The 19868-nt window shown below is 40.0% G+C and carries 21 protein-coding genes and 1 pseudogene; 3 read left to right on the forward strand and 19 right to left on the reverse strand.

Annotation, left to right across the window (positions count from 1 at the left end):
* Window positions 1-56: 56 nt before the first annotated feature.
* From CYP84_RS04500 to CYP84_RS04515, 4 genes are read right to left on the reverse strand one after another with little or no spacing between them, the layout of a single operon-like run.
* Entirely contained in the window at window positions 57-737 is a 681-nt protein-coding gene (locus tag CYP84_RS04500; RefSeq protein WP_103636815.1) for a response regulator transcription factor, read from the reverse strand.
* Between the two features lie 3 nt (window positions 738-740).
* The gene (locus CYP84_RS04505) at window positions 741-2390 is read right to left on the reverse strand and encodes a sensor histidine kinase (protein ID WP_103636816.1); all 1650 of its coding nucleotides are present in this window, start codon (window positions 2388-2390) and stop codon (window positions 741-743) included.
* A 47-nt stretch (window positions 2391-2437) separates the two neighbouring features.
* On the reverse strand, window positions 2438-3058 hold the full coding sequence (gene dsbI / locus CYP84_RS04510; protein ID WP_103636817.1) for a protein-disulfide oxidoreductase DsbI: 621 nt from the start codon (window positions 3056-3058) through the stop codon (window positions 2438-2440).
* Window positions 3059-3066: 8 nt separating this feature from the next.
* Window positions 3067-3723 (reverse strand): thiol:disulfide interchange protein DsbA/DsbL, encoded by a 657-nt coding sequence (locus tag CYP84_RS04515; protein WP_103636818.1) that lies wholly within the window; start codon window positions 3721-3723, stop codon window positions 3067-3069.
* A 241-nt stretch (window positions 3724-3964) separates the two neighbouring features.
* On the opposite strand from CYP84_RS04515, the gene CYP84_RS04520 reads away from it, so the two are divergent.
* Window positions 3965-4609, forward strand: a complete 645-nt coding sequence (locus tag CYP84_RS04520) for a ferritin family protein (RefSeq protein ID WP_002940712.1) — start codon at window positions 3965-3967, stop codon at window positions 4607-4609.
* Between the two features lie 111 nt (window positions 4610-4720).
* Window positions 4721-5011 (forward strand): DUF5339 domain-containing protein, encoded by a 291-nt coding sequence (locus CYP84_RS04525; protein WP_002940734.1) that lies wholly within the window; start codon window positions 4721-4723, stop codon window positions 5009-5011.
* Between the two features lie 38 nt (window positions 5012-5049).
* Here CYP84_RS04525 and CYP84_RS04530 read toward each other — a convergent pair whose 3' ends face one another.
* The 13 genes and pseudogenes from CYP84_RS04530 to CYP84_RS04585 form a co-directional block, all read right to left on the reverse strand.
* The gene (locus CYP84_RS04530) at window positions 5050-5280 is read right to left on the reverse strand and encodes a DUF2798 domain-containing protein (RefSeq protein ID WP_002940611.1); all 231 of its coding nucleotides are present in this window, start codon (window positions 5278-5280) and stop codon (window positions 5050-5052) included.
* Complete coding sequence (locus CYP84_RS04535) at window positions 5277-5837, reverse strand: NAD(P)H-dependent oxidoreductase (protein WP_103585516.1); 561 nt, start codon at window positions 5835-5837, stop codon at window positions 5277-5279. Before CYP84_RS04535 ends, CYP84_RS04530 begins: the two co-directional genes overlap by 4 nt.
* Window positions 5838-5866: 29 nt before the next feature.
* The gene (locus CYP84_RS04540; RefSeq protein WP_258033892.1) at window positions 5867-6073 is read right to left on the reverse strand and encodes a tannase/feruloyl esterase family alpha/beta hydrolase; all 207 of its coding nucleotides are present in this window, start codon (window positions 6071-6073) and stop codon (window positions 5867-5869) included.
* On the reverse strand, window positions 6063-6191 hold the full coding sequence (locus CYP84_RS11015; protein WP_258033893.1) for a hypothetical protein: 129 nt from the start codon (window positions 6189-6191) through the stop codon (window positions 6063-6065). The genes CYP84_RS04540 and CYP84_RS11015 overlap by 11 nt, the downstream gene beginning before the upstream one ends.
* Before the next feature lie 7 nt (window positions 6192-6198).
* On the reverse strand, window positions 6199-6879 hold the full coding sequence (locus tag CYP84_RS04545) for a putative quinol monooxygenase (RefSeq protein ID WP_103636819.1): 681 nt from the start codon (window positions 6877-6879) through the stop codon (window positions 6199-6201).
* 73 nt (window positions 6880-6952) lie between these two features.
* Entirely contained in the window at window positions 6953-7342 is a 390-nt protein-coding gene (locus CYP84_RS04550) for a hypothetical protein (RefSeq protein ID WP_258033894.1), read from the reverse strand.
* Window positions 7343-7357: 15 nt separating this feature from the next.
* Window positions 7358-8794 (reverse strand): subtype B tannase, encoded by a 1437-nt coding sequence (locus CYP84_RS04555; protein WP_103636820.1) that lies wholly within the window; start codon window positions 8792-8794, stop codon window positions 7358-7360.
* A gap of 69 nt (window positions 8795-8863) precedes the next feature.
* Entirely contained in the window at window positions 8864-9634 is a 771-nt protein-coding gene (locus CYP84_RS04560) for an SDR family NAD(P)-dependent oxidoreductase (protein ID WP_103636821.1), read from the reverse strand.
* On the reverse strand, window positions 9631-10272 hold the full coding sequence (locus CYP84_RS04565; protein ID WP_103636822.1) for an NAD(P)H-binding protein: 642 nt from the start codon (window positions 10270-10272) through the stop codon (window positions 9631-9633). Before CYP84_RS04565 ends, CYP84_RS04560 begins: the two co-directional genes overlap by 4 nt.
* A 29-nt stretch (window positions 10273-10301) precedes the next feature.
* Window positions 10302-11447, reverse strand: coding sequence for an iron-containing alcohol dehydrogenase (locus CYP84_RS04570; RefSeq protein ID WP_103636823.1), 1146 nt, complete (start codon window positions 11445-11447; stop codon window positions 10302-10304).
* Window positions 11448-11531: 84 nt separating this feature from the next.
* Window positions 11532-12206 carry an anaerobic ribonucleoside-triphosphate reductase activating protein gene (locus tag CYP84_RS04575; protein ID WP_103636824.1) on the reverse strand — a complete coding sequence of 225 codons (675 nt, stop codon included), beginning with the start codon at window positions 12204-12206 and terminating at the stop codon, window positions 11532-11534.
* Between the two features lie 100 nt (window positions 12207-12306).
* A pseudogene (locus CYP84_RS04580) lies at window positions 12307-14589 on the reverse strand (ribonucleoside triphosphate reductase).
* A gap of 322 nt (window positions 14590-14911) precedes the next feature.
* A complete protein-coding gene (locus CYP84_RS04585; RefSeq protein ID WP_103636826.1) occupies window positions 14912-15139 on the reverse strand; it encodes a hypothetical protein in 228 nt (75 codons plus the stop codon).
* Between the two features lie 271 nt (window positions 15140-15410).
* Between CYP84_RS04585 and CYP84_RS04590 the strand changes: the two genes are divergently transcribed.
* Window positions 15411-15662 carry a helix-turn-helix domain-containing protein gene (locus CYP84_RS04590; RefSeq protein WP_103636827.1) on the forward strand — a complete coding sequence of 84 codons (252 nt, stop codon included), beginning with the start codon at window positions 15411-15413 and terminating at the stop codon, window positions 15660-15662.
* Window positions 15663-15691: 29 nt separating this feature from the next.
* Here the strand turns inward: CYP84_RS04590 and CYP84_RS04595 are convergent, their stop codons facing one another.
* Both CYP84_RS04595 and CYP84_RS10720 read right to left on the reverse strand, forming a co-directional pair.
* On the reverse strand, window positions 15692-18067 hold the full coding sequence (locus CYP84_RS04595) for a ribonucleoside-diphosphate reductase subunit alpha (protein WP_103636828.1): 2376 nt from the start codon (window positions 18065-18067) through the stop codon (window positions 15692-15694).
* Between the two features lie 106 nt (window positions 18068-18173).
* A partial coding sequence (locus tag CYP84_RS10720) for a hypothetical protein (RefSeq protein WP_180996379.1) occupies window positions 18174-19868 on the reverse strand: 1695 nt, incomplete at its 5' end.

Raw genomic sequence — 19868 nt, forward strand, 5'->3', positions numbered from 1 at the left:
CTTTTAAGATATTCTTAGATAAAAATATTAATTTTACTATTTTGAATTTATGATTTTTAGCTCTTGGCGACTAAGATATACCCACTCTCACTGATGTTTTTAAATTTCACGCCAAGCTCGCGTTTTAGGCGCAAAACGACATTTTGTATAGCAGCCTTGCTCACCTCGGTGCTATCATAGACAAATTCCTCTATCATCTCGTAAGTCACGAGCTTGTTTAGGTTGTAGGCAAATAGCCAAAATATCTTATTTTGCAAGAAACTAAGGTATAGCTCATTGCCATTTTTATAAATTTTCTCTCTTTTTAAATTTATACTCACCTCATCACTTAGGCGCACTAGCTTCTCATCTCGCTCGAAGCTTAGGCTTATTAACATCGATCTAAGATCCTTTATATCGATAGGTTTTTTCAAAAACAAGGTCGCGCCCTGCTCATAGCTCTTGATCAAATTTTCATCGCTATCATACGAGGTAAAGACGATAAATTTCTGATGAGGCTTTAGCTTTTTTATCTCATTCATCATCTCAAAGCCATTTAGCACTGGCATGTGAATGTCGCTCATCACGATGTCAAAGCCCTGTTTTTTAAATTTCTCCAGCCCATCTTGCCCATCTTTTGCACCAACTACCTGACCACAGTATGGCTTAAGCCCAGTGATGATGAGCTCCCTTGCCATCTCGTCGTCCTCAGCTACTAAGATAGATACTTTTTTTAAAATTTCTAGTGCCTCTTGCATCTTTTAACCCTTTAAATTCTTATCAAAGCTTAGCTCAAAAATCGTTGGCTTTAGGTTGTGCGCAAGCGTGATGTCGCCATTTAGCTTCTCACGCGCGAGCTTTTTAGCGAAGTAAAGCCCTATGCCATTTCCTTGCTTTTTAGTCGTGTTTAGCCAGGTAAAAATTTTCTTACTCATCTCGTAGCTCACTCCGCCGCCACTATCATAAACTCCGATGTAGCACTTATCTTCAAAGCTTCTAAATTTAAGCTCTATCACGCGTTTTAGCGGCTCATCTTTGTAGCTTTCAACTAGTGAGTCCTTTGCGTTGTGGATTAGGATTAGCAAAATTTGCTGGATGATGTTTTCTATCTGGCAGACCCTCATCTCTTCAAATCCGCTAAATTTCACGCTCACATTTGCACGGCTAAGCTCTGTGTGCATAAGTGTTATTAAATTTCTAACGCTTGTTTGGATCTCAAATTCGCTCACGTTTTCAGCGCTTTTGTAAAAATTTCTAAAAATTTCGATTGTTTTTGAAAGAAGCTCGATCGAGCTTTGCCCTTTTTTTAATAAATTTAAAAGCTCCTCATCACTTAGCTTGCCCTCTTTTTTTAGCATTATGGCTGAGCTTAGCATAAGTTTTAGCGAATTTACTGGCTGGATGAACTGATGACTTATGCCGCTTATCAGCTCTCCAGCCTCGCTCATCTTGGCTCTGTGCGCTAACAAGGTCTCATACTCATCTTGCACCTTTTTTATCTTGTTATACATGAAGTTGTGCAGGCTGTTTGCCAAAAATGCAAGTGCGACGAAGGCAAAGAGTAAATTTAGGGCGTTTTTTAGCGCCTCTCTTGTCATGGCTAAAATTTCTTCTTCGTTGTTTGTGCCAGCTCCGATAAACCAGTTCATCGTCGGTATCTCGGCTACTTGGATCAAATTTTGCCCTATCTTTAAGCTGGTGATGTCCTCATCTTTTAAAAATAGCTCTTTAAATTTCTCCTCGATCTCTCTTTTAAGCGTTATATCAGCCATAGATGTGAGGATCTCGCCGCTGTGAGTTACTAAAAATGAGTAAGAATTTGGCGCAAGGCTAAAGTTTTTGATGCTATCAAAGATAGTGCCTATGCGCACGACGCCGCAAAGTGCTGCTTCAAATTTCGCGTCTTTTTCAACTGGCACGCATAAATTTAAAGTAGAGTCCTTTAAAATTTTGTGATTTTGCATGAAATTTACACTTGGGGCATTTGTATTTTTTGTCTCGACATACCAGATAAGCCCTGCTCGTTCGCGCTTTGACATCACCTCTTCTGAGATCTTTTGCCCATCTACAAAGATCTCGCCATCCTCTCTTAGAAGCTGCATGAGATCAAATTCTTTTGCATTTTCTTTAAAGAGCTTTATGAAATTTGCCACCCTAGTATCGTCATCTATGATGCCAGAGTTTTGGATAAATTTTGATGCACGGATGAGTGAGTTTAAGCGCTCATCAAGCCAAATTTGAAAGTTGCTAACGATATTTTTACTAACTGCGATGTTGTTTTTATCAGATAGCTCGATGATCTTTTCTTTTGCTTTGTTGTAGCTATTTAGCCCAAGAAGCACAACAAAGAGGCTTGCTAGCAAGATGATCGCATAAATTTTAATATTTTGTGATTTTAAATTAATACCCATGCGCGCAGTATATCCTAAGTTAGCCCAAAAATAGGGCTAACTAAAATTTATTTCGTAAAAGATAAGAGCTTTGAAACAAGCATAAGTGCAAGCACAACAAAGCAAATGCTAAAGCCAAGCAGCGTGCAATCCGCCATCGACATAAATTTAGAAGACGGCACAAGATACCAGCCATCTGCATAAAGATCCACTATGCTCTTTTGCAGATCGCTTAGCACCGCGCCATCAGGCACCATAGGGCTGTCATAGCCACAATCACCCGTTGGCATAAACCAGTCTGACGCCCACTTCTCAAGTGGCAAGCCAAATGGATAGTGCGGCTCAGTCGAGCAGCCCTGCACGCCAAAAGGATCGTCGCCATGCACTGCATCGTGGATTTTGGCTAGTTTTACACTATACATTATGCCCTGCACCGCTCCCCAAAAGGCAAAGACGTAGCCAACTAGAGCAAAGAGCAAATTTTTAGGGTTTATGATAGCGATCACGCCGCCAAGTGCCATACACAAAAAGGCAAAACGTATATAGACGCACTGCTCGCAAGGAGGCATATAGGCGTAGTTTTGAAATAGCGAGTGCGCGATAACAACAAGCGCGACGCTTACAAAGACTAGGATCGCCCAAGAGATGCGTGAGTCTTGAAATTTAGCCATTTTTTTAAAAAAGCTCATGTGGCGCCTTATTTTTTAAGAAGCTCTTCGATGAGTGCTGCCATGCCGTCAAGCGAGCTGATTGATTTTGTCATGATGAGATATTTGCCATTTACGACAAATGCTGGCACACCTTGAATTTTAGCCACGTCGTAGCTCTCATCCCACTTTTTAAGCAGCTCAGCCACTTTTGGATTAGCTAGCTCTTTTTCGTAGTCTGCTTTGCTAACGCCAGCTGCATCAAGTCCAGTCTTTAAAAAGCCCTCAGCGTCTTTGCCATCTCCCCAGCGCTCTTTTTTGTCGTGATAAGCTTTGTAGTAGGCAAATTTAGCCTTTTTAAATAGCGAATTTTCATCAAACAAGCTCACTCCCTTTGCCTCGTCCATAACGATAAGCACGGCAAAGACCTTGCTCGCAACCTCGCCGTAATCGCCCTTTGTCTTTAGGTGAAATGGCTCGTATTTTAGTCCAGGGATTTTCTCAACTACCTTTGGAGTGACGCTCTTGTCGTACTTGTAGCAAAATGGGCAAGCGTAGCTAAAAATTTTAACTAGCGTATTTTGTCCCACACTTAGTGGCTTTTCAAGCTTGACGTAGTCCTCGCCCTCGCTAAATGCGCTCGCACTGATCGCTCCAGCAACTGCAACGGCAAAGATAGCCTTACTAAATTTAGATAGAAAACTCATAATATTCTCCTTTGGATGATTTATTTTGAGTTATTCTACAACCAAGCTCAACCGCACTTTTAACGCTAGAATAAATTTTGGCTGAAATTTATCTTTTTTAAATTTATGATGATGGATTTGGTGATTTTGTTTTTTGTTAAATTTTTATAAAAATAATATACGTTATCAATAAAAATTATTATTTACATATTTTAATTATTTGGTTATAATCCGCTCAAATTTTATCAAAATAGGAGTCAAAATGAGACAGTACGAAACATACAAATGCGAGAAATGCGGCAACGAGATCGAAGTTCAAAAAGTTGGCGGCGGCACATTAACCTGTTGCGGCGAAGAGATGAAATGTGTGACTGAAAATTTAACAGCGGTAAATTTGATGAAGGCATTTGCTGGCGAGTCACAAGCTAGAAACAAGTATGAGCTTTACGGCGACCTAGCTAAAGAAGCAGGCTATCACGCGATAGCTAGACACTTTTACGAGGCAGCTGAAAACGAGAAATGGCACGCAAGGGCTGAATTTAAGAAATATCACGAGATGATGAACGATCCGATCGATAAGATGGATAAAAATTTACTTGACGCTGCAGCTGGCGAAAACTACGAGCATACGACGATGTATCCAGACTTTGCAAAGATCGCAAAAGAAGAAGAGCTAAGAGATGTTGAGAGGCTATTTAACGCGATCGGCAAGGTTGAAGTTGAGCACGAAAGAGAGTATTTAGAGCTTAAAAAGATGCTTGATGAAGAGGGCTTTTTTGAGAGCGACGAAGAGGATATCTGGGTTTGCGAGGTGTGCGGACACGTTCATAGAGGCAAAAAAGCTCCAGGCGCTTGCCCACTTTGCAAAGCTCCAAAAGAGTATTTTAAGCGCGAATTCTTAGGCTAAAAAGCCAAAAAATTTAGCCAAGGCGCTTGTCTTGGCTAAATTTAATAAATTTAAATCTATTTAAAATAAAAAAGTTATATAATCTCCTTAAATTTTCACAAGGAGAAAGAGATGAAAAAATCACTTTTAGTTTTAGCTACTCTTGGCTTTGCACTAAGCCTAAACGCTGCGGATCTTACAGATACTTGCAAGTCTTACTTCTCAGACATCGACAAAATGGTCGAAGCTTACAAACAAGCTGGTCAAGAGCAACAAGTAAAAATGTATGAAGATCAAAAGAAACAATCAATGGATCAACTAGCTTCTTTACCAAAAGAGCAACAAGACGCTACTTGCAAACAAGCTAAAGAGATGTTTGCTCAAGTAATGGATCAAATGAAAAAACAAGGTCTTTTAAAATAAACCTTCACGTGGCTAGGCTCTCTAGCCACACTTCAAATTTATCCCTCTTTTTTACATAAATTTTGCGTGATCTTTGCAACAGACGGCGAAACTAGCAAAAGCACAGGATACGCCACTACAAAGGCTTTTACGTAAGCGATTAGCCAAATTTTCACAAAGCCATCAACAAAGCCAAGGTTTAGATACGTCAGCACAAATGACATAAAAAACGCCATAAATGCTGACATTATAAACGCAAAAACATATCTATAAAATTTCGCTGGTATCATGAAATTTTACCTATCAGCTCCTCTAGCCTCTTTGCATGATCAAGCGCCTTTTGCCTCATCAAAGCAAGCTTTGCCTCATCGTGCCTACTCTGATACGATAGCCCTCCGCTATAAACATAGCCTGCAAACTCCATGCCACACATATTTGCTAACGCCTTAAGTGGCGGTAAAAACTCCTCTATCTCATAGCGCTGAAGCGCCTCTTTTTTATAAAGCTCCTCAGGCGCGCCAGAGGTAAATGAAAGCACTAGCTTTTTGCCACGTAGCTTATCTCCCTTACTGCCGTGAGAGAAGCCATGAACTAGCACATCTTCAAGCCACTTTTGCAAAAGCGATGGCACGCCGTACCAAAAAAACGGATAAACAAGCACGATCACATCTGCTTTTACTAGCTTTTCTTGCTCAGCTTTTACATCGATAGCGTAGTTTTTATAAAGCTCGCTTAGTATGTCAAATTTAGCCTCTGGCAAGTGCTTTTTTAGCTCGTCCAAAATGATCTTATTTGCAAAGGAATTTTCAAGGTCTGTATGACCCGATACGACTAAAATTTCACTCATTTTTGCCCCTTAAATTTACTTTCTTAAATTTACTTGCAAACAAAGCTACTTGCCTTGCTCACATCACCACCCACGTATGTAGCCACCTTTGGATAGGCACACACTAAAAATTCCTTGCCAGCGTAGGTCTTGCTTTTTGCTAGCATACTCTTTGGCGCTTCGCCCTTTTCATGCCACGCTTCAAGCGCACTAAGCGGATCGACGTCATCTATGCCGTTGCCGCTCTCACACCACATCTATCATCTCGTTGTTTAAAATTTTCACATCTTTTAAACTCTCACATCCTGCCTTATCAAGGGCAAAAGCCGCAGTGCCAAAAAGCGCTAAGGCGCAAAAAAGTGAAAATTTTTTCATAGCTATTCTAAAATTTTACCTTGCTAAATGAAGTCTCATTTTTTAGGCCAAAGCCGTCAAATTCGTCTATCAGCCCTGCTCGCTCTTTGGCGTAAGCCTTGTAGTTTTCGCTGTGGCGGTAGCTTTCAAAGCTAGCTTCGTCTTTGTAAATTTCAACCAGCACCCACTTGTTAGGCGCGTCCTTTTGACTAAAGGCAAACTGCGCGTAAGCTCCCTCATCTACGCTTTTTTGCATATATTTTTTCACTAGCTTTTCAAATTTCGCATCGCTTTTTGCCTTAAGGCTTAAATTTGTGATGTGAAAGTAGGCATCTTTTAGTCGCTCTGGGGTTAAATTTTTAGAAAAAGTAGCCCGTTTTTTCACGCTTATAGTCTTTTTACTAGCCAAAATTTCAGCGCTCGCACTTGTAAATTTCTTAAAATGTGCCGAGCTTATATGCTTTTTATAAGCCGCCTCGTCCTTGTAAAACTCAAGGACATAAAACAGCTCTGGCTTGCTCTTTGCGCTCGCAAAAAAGATCGCCTGCGTGCCTGGCTCGCTCTTTGAGCTTAGTATATTTTCCCTGCCAAGCTGCTTTAACAAAGTCTTGTTATTTGGCGTTGAAAGCAGCTCCTGCAAGCTCACTTTCGCCTCCGCCCCAAAGGCAAAAACCACCAAAACCGCTAGTAAAAATAGCTTTCTAAACATCAAATTCACCTTATCACTTCGCCTTTTTCATATCAGCCTTAGCTTTTATCTCTTCTGCCGCCTCAAGATCAAGCTACGCTTTTTTAAACGCTTTACGAGCTTTATCTAAGCAGTTAGAATTTTTGGTGCTAGGGTCATCAGCATAAAATTTCTCTGCCTCTTCAAGCTCGTATTTCTTTTTGCCGTAATTCATTTGAGCGTTTTCTAATCTCATAGTGGCATTATCTCCACCAGCTAACTTAGCTCTTGAAGTAACCTCTCCAGTAACTGGGTTGCGTCCAATAGTTAAATCTAAATCACGTTTAGCTTGCTCGGCGGTTAAATAACACTCTTTTTTTCCACCCATTAGTGTTCCAGCAATATTGCGAGGTCTATTTTTAGGGTCAGAGCAATCTACTTTAGCAAAAGCACTTAAAGAGAAAGCACTTAAAACTAACGCTATAACTAATACTTTAATTTTCATTTTTTCTCCTTGAAATTATTTTTCTAAAACTCTTTTCATCCAAGCAAAAAGCTCGTCTAAATCGTAATCGCCGCCATGTCCTTGTCCCCAGACCGCTTCGAAATCAACCTCTTTGCCAGCATTTTTAAGCGAAAGTGCGAGCATAGCAGGCACAGCAAGGGCTAGGTCGGTGTCGTTTGTGCCCTGCCTTATGCGGTAAAATTTCGCCCCCTCTTTATTTTTAGTGTAGTTCATCGCATTCATCATCTTTATGACGCTAGCGTCTGCCATCTCACCGTCACTTCGCTCTTTTGCAAATTTAGTAAAGTGCTTTGCAGGCGTTTTGCTATCGCCAAAAAGGTCGTTTTCTGGATTTTCTAGCCCAAGGCCGTCAAATGCAACCACCGTTTTGGCGCGTTTTAGCGAGGCAATGAAGTCCTCAAATTTGAATGTATATCCAAGCGAGCAGCCCTGCGTATCAAGAGTTATAAATTTAGGCGTGAGCGTGCTTTTGTCGCTGCTTTTTGTAGCGGTAAAAGCCCTTGAGATGAGAGCGCTTATATACTCTTTGAAGCTGCCCTCGCCGTTTTCATCAAGGCTTAGCGCGTGGCCTTTGGCGTCTTTTAAATTTAGCGAGTTTAGATAGGCTGGGAATTTACTCTTTAGCTCACGTGAGAGCTCTTTTTGCGTGGCGTTTAGCTCGCCTGCGATCATCTTTGGCTTTTTGCTCCTGTTGTTAAAAGAGCTCGCATCAAGGCTTGAAAAGTCTATCTTTTCAAATTTATCCAAATCCCCAAACATCCACTCATACGCCTCGTCCTCATGCTCTAAATTTGTAACAGGGCAGTAGATAGAAGCAGCATAAATTTGATCGTCCGCCTTTGCAGCGCCTAGCTCGTCAAGATATGGCTCATACTCTTTTGCATTTGCGCTAGTGCCTAGAAGTGCCGACATCGCGCCGCCTGCGCTCGTGCCGTTTGAGATGATCTTATTTGCGTCGCCTGGCATAAATTTGTCGTTAAATTTAAGATATCTAACGGCCGCTTTTAGATCGACTATCGCAGCTGGCGCTTTGCCGATGAAGCGCTCGCCATCTTTTAGCGTCCTGCCCCTAGCGCCAACGCTTGCCACGACGTATCCTCTAAGAAGCGCTTCGAGAGTGGCATTTGGCTTTTCGTTTTGAATTTCTGGCTTTGAAGGCATTGCTGGCATGTAGCCACCTATGCCATTTGGCATAAAAATAGCCGTAGTCTTATCGTCAAATTTACCCTCTGGCACGTAAAAATTTAAGACCTGATAGTCGCTAGCTGGCTTTGCCACATAGACTATGCCCTCGTAGGCTCTAAATTTAAGCGTCTTCTCGCCAACTTGCACGCTTTTTAGCTCAAACTTGCTCTCGTCAAATTTAAGCTCGCCGCCAAAGCAAGCACCTACCAAACAAACCCCTAAAATAGCAACTCTAACGCATTTCATGATCTGCCTTTTTATTTTGTCCTACTTTTTACTCCACAGCCTTGGCGTAGGCTACCAGGGCTTTAACGCCTAGTTATCTTTTGGCTCGTATTTAACAGCATAGTCAAATTTTGGCTTGCTTAGACTAAACTCAAAGCTATCTCTATCCACCGCGCCAACGCAGTAATGGCTATCATAAAGGCGAAGCAAAAACTCCGCCATCTGCTCACTCGTGTGGTACTTTTTAAATGCCTTGTCGTAGTCGTAGCTCTCTTTGCTAGTTGCCACCATGCCAAATTCTGTCTTTGTGGCAGCTGGGGCCAGCACTTTTGCTTGCATCTTTGCCTGCTTGTCTTGTGCTAGCTCGTGGTAAAGCCCCTCACTAAAGGCGCTTACGAAAAATTTGCTAGCGCAGTAGGTCACGGCGTTTGGCACGATCTTGTAGCCTCCTATCGAAGAGATGTTTATAAGCTGCGTATCTTTGTCTTTATATTTTTTAGTAAAAAGCGTTGAGAGCGTCACAAGAGAGATGATGTTTAAATTTATCATCTGCGTGATCTTGTCTAAATTTTGCTCGCCAACCTTGTTATAGTCGCCAAAGCCAGCATTGTTTATAAGCGCTTTTAGCTCAAATTTTTCTAAATTATGCCAAAGAGCTAGGACATTTTCTTGCTTTGAGAGGTCGCAAAGCTCTATCACCACATCTACATTTGCAAATTTAGCTATCTCGCTTTTTAAATTTTCTAAAAGCTCGCCGCGCCTTGCAACAAGGATCAAATTCTCCCCACGCCTTGCAAATGCCTTTGCCACAGCCGCTCCTATGCCTGAGCTTGCCCCAGTGATAACTATATATTTTTTCATTTTGTAAATTCCTCCGGACTATAAATTTTTACACCTTCACTATGATCATCTTGCGCTACTTCCACGATCACTTTAGCGATGTCAGCTGCCCTCATCGGACGATACTCGTCAAAAAAGCCTTTTGGGATAAATTTAAACGCCTTTATCGCCAGATACTCGCCTAGTCTAAATTCCTTTCTCTCAGCCTCGATAAGTGGCAGCCTAGCGATATGAAATGAGCTATATCCAAGCTCTTTTATCTTTGCTTCTGCTTGACCTTTTGCCTTTAAGTAAAACGAGCCTGACTTTCTGTTTGCCCCTGCAGCCGAGAGCAAGACAAAGCGTTTTGCACCGCACTCCAAGCCAAATTTGGCGAAATTTATAGGATAGGTCACATCGACTTTATAAAACTGCTCTTTGTGCTTTGCTGCTTTCATCGTCGTGCCAAGCGCGCAAAAAACGTCATCAGCGATAAATGGCACCTCATCTTTAAAATCATCAAAATTTACTATCTTTACTTCAAGCTTTTCATGGGTAAATTCTAGCTCATGCCTAACAAGGGCGACTACCTTGTTATAGTGCTCACTCCCACATAAATCCTTTAAAATTTCACTTCCCACAGCGCCACTGGCTCCTGCGATAAGGGCGACTTTTTTCATGTTTATCCTTTGTAAATTTTGGATAAATTCTATCTCGCTAAGGCAAAAATTTCGCTTATGGCCTCTTTTGTATAAATTGGCTCCAAGCCCCTGCCCTTGGCGTAGTCATAAACTAGCGCCATGATCTCGTCTAAATTTGACTCATCAACGCCGATTTCGATTAGGCTTGTTGGCGTGCCGATCTTGCTAAACCACTCTTTTAGCTTTTTAATAGCCTCGTCTGCGTCATCTACGCCAAAAATTTCTTTGCCAAAGCACTTAAATGCCTTTAAATTTCTACTCTTATACCACTTCATCCAAGCTGGCATAACGACACTTAGCCCAGCCCCATGCGCGCAATCAACCACCGCACCTATGGCGTGCTCGATCATGTGGTTTGGATATGAGTAGCCAGCCGTGCCAACGTAAGTTAAGCCATTTAGCGCCATCGTCGCAGCCCAAGCAAACTCGCTTCTAGCGCCATAGTTTTCTGGCTCTTTTAGTAAAATTTCAGTCGTTTTCATGACCGTTTTGATGTTTGCTTCGATGTATAAATTTATGATCTCAGGCTGGATGCTCGCCGTAAAGTAGCCCTCGATGCTGTGAGCGATGATGTCAGAGGCTGAATAGACCAAGTACTCCTTGCTAACGCTTGCTTGAAGAAGCGGATTTATAACTGAAACTTTTGGGTAAAGACAAGCGCCGTGCATGGCAAATTTCTCTTTTGTGGCTTCATTTGTGACGACTGCGCCGCCGTTCATCTCTGAGCCAGTTGCAGCAAGCGTTATGATGTCAAAGATCATAAGTGCCTCTTTTGGGCATTTGCCTGTAAAAAAGTCCCAAACATCGCCGTTATACTTCACGCCAGCAGCCACAGCTTTGGCCGTGTCAAGCACCGAGCCGCCACCTATGGCTAGCACACTATCGACGCCTTGCTTTTTAGCTAAATTTATAGCCTCATTTACCTTGCTTAGCACTGGGTTTGACTTCACGCCACCTATCTTGCAAAACTCGATGCTATTTGCACTTAGACTCTTTGTGGCGATGTCAAAAAGTCCGTTTTTAATGATCCTGTCGCTGCCATAGATTATGAGCGTCTTTTTTGCGCCAAATTCTTTCATATATTTGCCGATGTTTTGCTCTTTGTCTTTGCCAAATTCTATTTTAGTAGGGTTTAAAAAGCTGAAATTTTGCATAGTTTTCTCCTTGTTTGCTTTTGTGATTTGGGGTAAATTTTAGTTAAATTTTCTTATTTTTAGCTATTTTTATCTGCGCTAAATTTAGAAATTTCGTAGTTTTATAGGTAGTTTTGATGTGATCTTATCTGGATCGAAGCTGTTTTTTGGATCGCCTAAGCCTCCAAAATTTTCGCCAGTGTTAAAGAATTTTTGTAAAAAGTAGTAGCCTCTATATCCAAGCTCGTAAAGTAGCTCAGACATTTCGCTGATATCCTTTTCGCTTAGCAAGTCCGCATGCACGGTCGTTCTCACTTCAAATTTAAAATTTATCTCAAGCAAGTATCTAAGCGTGGCGGCAAATTTCTCATATAAATTTGAGCCAGTGATGCCGATAAATTTCTCTTTTGGAGCTTTAAAATCAAGCGCAATGTAGTCGATCAGCCCCTCATCTATCGCCTCTTTTAAGACGTCACAATACGAGCCGTTAGTATCTACCTTTAAGCTAAAACCACGCGCCTTGACCTCGCGTGCTAGCCTTAAAAAGAGAGGGTTTGCTGTGCATTCGCCACCGCTAAAGACTATGCCATTTAGCTTGCCGACCCTGCGGTCTAAAAAGTCGCAAACTTCGCTAAAGCTTATAGTGCCATTTGACTTTACGACCTCAACGTTATAGCAGTATCCACAGCGCATATTACACCCTGCAAACCAAATGACAGCTGCCACCTTGTCTGGATAGTCAAGCGTCGTAAATGGCGTTATACTAAAGACTCTTTGCAAGTTTTTGACCCTTTTTTAAATTCAAAGGCACAAGGGGCGTGCCTTTGGCTTGCATTTTAGTTTATTTTTTTAAATTTATTCTTGTTTTTAGGCAAGAAATTTATCTCTTGCAGCAACTCGCGTATTCGTCAAATTTTATTCGCTCTTTGTGCTCACCTTTTTTGCCGAGATTAAAGCTCTCAACTGGTCTGTGATAGCCCATAACACGAGTATAGACCACGCATCTTGTGCGTTTATCTTGCACTTTTTCTAAAATTTCTTTTTCTGTCATTTCCTCTCCTTATTTGGATTTTTTATTCTCTTTTTCTATAAGCTCTGCATCACAAAGTGGGCAAAACTCATGCTCGCCAGCTATGTAGCCATGTTTTGAGCAGACGCTAAAGACTGGCGTTATCGTGATGTATGGGAGTTTGTAGTTTGAGATTATACTCTTTACAAGCTCTTTGCAAGCTTTAGCCGAGCTTATGCGCTCTTTCATATATAAGTGAAAGACGGTGCCGCCAGTATAGGCGCTTTGTAGCTCATCTTGCAGATCAAGCGCTTCGTAAGCGTCGTCTGTGAAATTTGCAGGTAGCTGGGTCGAGTTTGTATAGTAGATATTATCGCCCTCGCCTGCTTGAATGATGTCTGGATAGCGCTTCTTATCCTCTTTGGCAAAGCGGTAAGTAGTGCCCTCAGCTGGTGTCGCCTCAAGGTTGTATAAATTTCCGCTCTCTTCTTGAAATGTCCTTATCTTATCGCGTAAAAAGCCAACCATCTCAAGGGCAAATTCTCGTCCAAATTTAGTTGAAATGTTCTCTTTATCGTCAGTGAAATTTCTAAGTAGCTCGTTCATGCCATTTATGCCGATCGTGCTAAAGTGGTTGTTAAAGTGCTTTAGATACCTTGCTGTATAAGGATAAAGCCCTCTTTCATACATCTCTTGTATAAATTTACGCTTTTTCTCTAGGGTTGATTTGGCTAGTTCTAAAAGGTAGCTTAGTCTGTTATAAAGTGCGACCTTATCGCCTTTGTAGTTGTATCCTAGGCGGGCTAAATTTATAGTCACAACTCCGATCGAGCCAGTCATCTCAGCACTTCCAAAAAGACCGCCGCCACGCTTTAAAAGCTCTCTTAGATCAAGCTGCAAGCGGCAGCACATAGAGCGCACGTGGCCTGGTTTGTAGGCGTTTTTGTTTTCTATCTTGTTGCCATTTTCGTCATAAGTGTATTGCGAGCCGATGAAATTTTGAAAGTAGCTTGAGCCCATTTTTGCGGTGTTTTCAAAGAGCACGTCCGCCACTTCGCTATCCCAGTTAAAATCCTCCGTGATATTTACCGTCGGTATCGGAAATGTAAAAGGCTGTGAGCACTTGTCGCCAGCTGTTAAGACCTCGTAAAATGCCTTATCTATGCGCGCCATCTCAGGCTCGAAGTCCTTGTAGGTCATATCGACTAAATTTTTCCTGCCACGCTCGTTTGCTTTTTTCAAAATTTTCTCATCTTTTACGTTTGTAAAAAGGTGTATATCATCGCTCGTTGGTATCTGATCCCTTAGGTCGCTTGGGCATGTGATATCGATGGTTACGTTTGTAAATGGACTTTGTCCCCAGCGCGCAGGGACGTTTAGGTTGAAAATAAAGCTAGTTATCGCCTTTTTGATCTCGGCGTCGCTTAGATCGTCTTTGAAAACATAAGGTGCAAGGTAGGTGTCAAAGCTAGAAAACGCCTGAGCGCCAGCCCACTCGCTTTGTAAAATTCCCAAGAAATTTGCCATCTGATAGAGTGCTTCTCTAAAGTGCTTTGGCGCCCTGCTCTCGACCCTGCCACGAACGCCGTTAAAGCCCTCATTTAGCAAGGCTCGCAGGCTCCAGCCAGCGCAATATCCTGTGAGGCAGTCTAGGTCGTGGATGTGGTAGTCGCCGTTTCTGTGCGCAAGACCTTCTTCTTTGTTATAAACAGCGTCTAGCCAGTAGTTTGCGATCACTTTGCCGGCGGTGTTGTTGATAAGGCCTGCGTTTGAGTAGCTGGTGTTTGAATTTGCTGAAATTCTCCAGTCGGTGCCGTTTATATATTCATTTATCGTCTGGGTTGAGTTTATATAGGTCGTATCTTCGTTTAGGCCTAAAATTTGCTCACGCTGAAGCTTGTGCGTGTGGCGGTAGAGCATGAAGCTCTTTAAAACTTCAAAATGTCCGCCGTCAAATAGCTCTTTTTCGATCGCATCTTGGATGTCTTCGACTGTTATCGCACTTGATTTTTGAAAGATGTCTTGGACTACGTTTGTAAAAACTTGCTCATCATAAGCTTTATTTTCGCTTGCAAATGCCTTTTTGATCGCATCTACTATCTTGTATGCCACAAATTCTTGCCTTGTGCCATCTCGTTTTAAAATTTCACGCATCACTTGCTCTTTTCTGATTGTTTTTTTTGATATGGAGTTTAAAAGTATAGGACAAGAAAGCTTAAACAATAGATAGCTATTTTCTTTTGTTTAATAATATTTATCAAAAAATATAAAATTTCAAGATAAATTTTTAAGGATTATTTATCTATTTTTTCGTGATTTTAAATATAAATTTGATTATTTAGCTTAATTTTTTTTTTAAATTTTATTTTTTATGCTTTTATTTAATACATATAAAAATAGACTATGTAAAGATGTAAAATTTAAAACTGTATTTAAATAAAATAAAGTATTCAAGGCTACTTATATAGCCTTGAAATTAAGCGTCTTGGTTTTCATCTCTCTTTCTTAAAATGGTTTTAGCCATATCTTTATCTATGCCGCTACCATATTTAGCAATTTTTTTTAATTCATCGTCATTAAGTTGTCTTAACTCAGAATGTCTATTTTTAACTTTTACCCCTTCGCTAAATGCAAATTTACCAATTTCAACTAATCCTTTTCCTATGCCTACAATAATATCTTTTGCAATTTCACCTACACCCATAACTATCCTTTTAGGACAATGGCGAAAGAGCAATCTTTACGCTTCTGCATTTAGGACAATAATTAGGTGTTCCGCTCCCTGCCCTACTCGTCCATTCGTATTTACAATCTAGACACTTAGCTCTATACACAATTATTTTTGAAGATGCATTTTTATCAGCTGCGTTAGCCATAAAACCTCCTTTTTACTCTATTTATTATCCTATAGGATATAGATAAAGGAATGCTATCAATATATAGTTTAAAATTTTATTAATCCTATAGGATAAGGTATGTATGAAAGCATAAATTCTTTTAGCGAAGATGAAATTTTAAAATTTTACGAAAACATATCAAAAAGAGTAAGGGAGTTAAGAGAAAATCATAAAATTTCTCAACTAGATATGGCGCTAAGTATAGACATTAAATCAGCTGCTTTTTACTCCAACTGCGAGAATAATAAATATGGAAAGCACTTTAATTTAGAGCATCTTTATAAAATTTCAAAGATCCTAAACATAAGTTTAAATGAATTTTTTATTTAAGAGAGAAAAATCTCTCTTAAATTTGATTATTACTGACATCCCTCGCATTCGATCGAGCGGTCGGCCACGTCGTTTAGCTTTTCGCTGTCTGGTGACTCAGAGCGTAGATAGTAGGTTGATTTTAGTCCAAGCTCCCATGCAAGCGTGTAAATTTCACTTAGGTATCCGCCACTTGCTTTGTCTAGGCTCATAAATATATTTAGACTTTGACCTTGATCGATCCATTTTTGGCGGATCGCGCCTGCTTTTATAAGAATTCTCTGATCAAGCTCGTAAGCTGGCGTGTAAAACTGCCAAGTATCTGGGCTTAAATTTGGCACGACATTTGGGATCATACCGCTTAGGTTGTGCTCAAACCACTTGCGTTTGTAGACTGGCTCGATGGTCTGAGTAGTGCCAACAAGGATCGAGATCGAGCTAGTTGGAGCGATCGCCATTAGGTAGCCGTTTCTCATGCCGTCGCGCTTGACCTTCTCTCTTAGCTTGTCCCAGTCGCAGACATTTTCGTCAAATAGCCCGCCTTTGTCGTTTAAAAGAGCTTTTGCGTTCTCATTTGCAGTGTCTATCGGCATGATGCCTTTGCTCCATTTTGAGCCTTCAAATTTTGGATAGATGCCCTTTTCTACGGCTAAATTTGAGCTAGCATAGATCGCGTTGTAGCTTATATTTTCCATTATGCTATCAATCAGCGCCAAATGCTCATAGCTGCCCCATTTTACGTTTTTCTCAGCTAGCATTTGCGCCTCGCCCATGACGCCAAGGCCGATCGAGCGAGATGATAGGTTTGTGTGTTTTACCTTTTTGTGTGGGTAGAAATTTAGGTCTATAACGTTATCAAGCATCCTAATAGCTATCGGCACGACACGCTCGATGTCCTCTTTGCTATTTATCTTGCTTAAATTTATACTTGCAAGGTTGCAAACTGCCGTTTTGCCCTCGATGCTCTCTTTTTCTACGATGAAAATTTGCTTGCCTTTTAGGCTATCAAGCGCGCTAAGCTTTTTGGCTTTTTTAGTTATGCCGCTATCTACGGTAACATCTTCTTCTTCGTCAAATAGCTCCTCGCCACCGTCTTCATAAGTGATCTTGATCTTATAGTAGTTTGGCGCTGTGTTTTGGAAAATTTCGGTGCATAAATTTGAGCTTCTGATGATACCCTCGTGGTCGTTTGGATTTGCTTTGTTGGCGTTATCTTTGAAGCACAAAAATGGCATGCCCGTTTCAAAATAGCTAGTTAAAATTTTCTTCCAAAGCTCTTTTGCAAGGATGGTGTTTTTCTGGATATTTTCATCGTTTTCATACTCTAAATATCTCTTCTCAAACTCCTCGCCATAAAGGTCGCAAAGGTCGCTTACTTGAGCTGGGTCAAAGAGGCTCCAGCGGCCATTTTCTTTGACACGCTTCATAAATAGGTCGTTTATCCAAAGCGCAGGGAAAAGCTCGTGTGCGCGGCGTCTCTCTTCGCCTGAGTTTTTACGAAGATCGAGAAAATCGCTCACGTCCATGTGCCAAGGCTCGATATAAACAGCGATCGCGCCCTTTCTAGTGCCTAGCTGATCGACCGCTACTGCGATGTCGTTTGTCACTTTTAAAAATGGGATGATACCGCCAGCTGCGTTTTTGTGTCCGTCGATACTGCCACCCATCGCACGCACCTTGCTCCAGTCCCAGCCGATACCGCCGCCAAATTTTGAAAGTAGCGCCATCTCTTTGTAGCTATCAAAAATGCCCTCGATATTATCAGGCGTGCTGCCTACGTAACAGCTGCTTAGCTGGTGGCGTGTGGTCCTTGCGTTTGAGAGCGTTGGGGTAGCTAACATCACTTCAAATTTAGAGATGAGGTCGTAAAATTTCTTAGCCCAGCCTTGGCTGTCTAGCTCGTTTTGCGCAAGAAACATCGCGATCGCCATAAACATATGCTGTGGTAGCTCGATCGGCATACCGCTCTTGTCTTTGATGAGATAGCGATCATAAAGCGTTTTGATACCAAGGTATGCAAACTGCAAGTCGCGCTCGGGCTTGATATAAGCGTTTAGGTCTTCAAGATCATACTTCTCTTTTAGCCCAGGGATGATGCGGCCTACTTTTTCGCCCTTTGCGAGGTAGTCTTTTAGGTGGTTGTAGCCGTTAAAGCCAGTCACCTTATGATAAAGGTCGAACAAAAATAGCCTCGCAGCGACAAATGTCCAGTTTGGGCGGTCGATGTCGATCTTATCAACTGCTGTTTTTATAAGAGTTTGCTGAATTTCCTCAGTCGTTATCATATCTCTAAACTGAATTTTCGCATCTACCTCAAGCTCGCTAAGACTTACGTTGCTAAGACCTAGGACGGCTTCGTTTGTGTATTTTTTGATCTTGCTGATATCAAGCTCTTCTGTTCTGCCATTACGTTTTATAACTTTCATTTGCTCTCTTTCTTTTTTATAATTGTTATAATTGTATCTAACGGTTGTTTTTAAACTACTTAGAATATTCTTATTTTTTACCAATAAGCAATTACAACTCTTGCAACTATGATACTATTGAATTTTTGCGTGATGTTTTTGCTAATGAATATAAACATAAAATCATAACAATAACGTATAAAATATATGTTGATTTGTATGTTTGCGAATTTATTTTATCTAATCTTATCGCATTATAGATATCAAGATAAATTTTTTGTTTTTCTACAATAGGATCTAGCTTTTGCAATACCTCCTCAATCCTTGCAAGATTACCAATAATCAAATCTATCTCTTTTTGGATCTCCTTTTCGTCGGCAAGACCAAATCTTAATCTAAATTTATCGTTCATCTCCATATCGTAAAGACCACGTTTATATACTCTATCTGCCGCAAAAATCAAATCTAGTGCAATACTTCTATTTTTAGGTTCCTTTAGGGTTGTGTTTAAATCGTCTTTATTGGGAAGATTTTTTATGATTTTATTCAATTCCTCTTTTTCATTTTGTTGAAACAAAACACCTAAAACATTCTCTAATGTTGCTTTGTTGGTTATAATAAGTTCTCTTTGGTTTACTATATTACCCTCTAAAAAAGTTATGTTTGTATCAATATTATAATCTCCAAATGATAGTCTTGTTAAATTTGCTAAATCCTTATAATCTAATTTAGCAAGCTTTTCTGACAAAATTTTATTTTCTATATTTTCTTTATTAAATATGTTTAATGTTGGATTTATAAGCTCTGGACTCTTTAACAATACTATAATAAAACCGGCATAAGTAAGAGTTTTTGTTATGATAATTGCTAGGTTGTTACTCCTATTAAAAACAAAATATGCAAAAGAAAAAATAAACATATACAGCAAAATACCAAAAGTTATATATGATATATTTTGTAAGATAAAAATAATAAATAAAAAAATGGCAAATAAAAACGAGATCACCAAAGTGCCAACGTCGCTTATCTTTTCACTACTAAGTATTGGTATAAATATAAGTAAGGCAAGCGTTATTAAATTCAAACAAAAATACATTGTTTCGTTTAATCCAATTTCGCCTATTGTATTAATGCAAAACAGACAAGACCAATAACTTACGATCATCAGTAAAGTAAAATGAAAAATTTTATTTAAATTTGTATGATGATCGCTAGTTTTTCGGTATAGATATAATTGCAACGCCTCAACCCATTTAGTTATATCTGGCAATTTCATTTTAAATAATGTGATATTTATAAGGCTAATAAAATATTTTATATTAAATATGCTGTATGTAAATCCTGCGACTATTATATATACACCATATAACGCGACGCTACCAATCAATGAATAAACAAGACTCTCTAAAAAACCGAATTCTTTACAGAATTTCAAAAATAATAAAGAGATGGTCATGACCGCTGCAAATACAACAAAAAGTATCTTAGAATATAAATAATTTACATTTCTTTTTTCAAATGAGTTTATGTTTTTATTAAAATTTACTCTTGATTTTTCATCATATTTAATTTCATAATCAAGTCCCATTTCCTTACAATAAAGCTCTGCTTTGTGATGGTTGCTTGCATCTATTAAATTCCCATTTTGATTTAATGTGTGTTTTAATATAGAAAATGAGTTTCTAAAATCAGAATATACTTTTTGATAAATTTCTGCTTCGGTGGCTTCTTTATTGTTTTCAAGTCTCCTTTTTATTTCATCATCGCAATCTTGTTTTATACTACTAAAACTATGTGAATCAAATTTCATATTAATTAAAAT

Source organism: Campylobacter concisus, from assembly GCF_002912425.1.
In the GTDB taxonomy this organism is placed as follows: domain Bacteria; phylum Campylobacterota; class Campylobacteria; order Campylobacterales; family Campylobacteraceae; genus Campylobacter_A; species Campylobacter_A concisus_AH.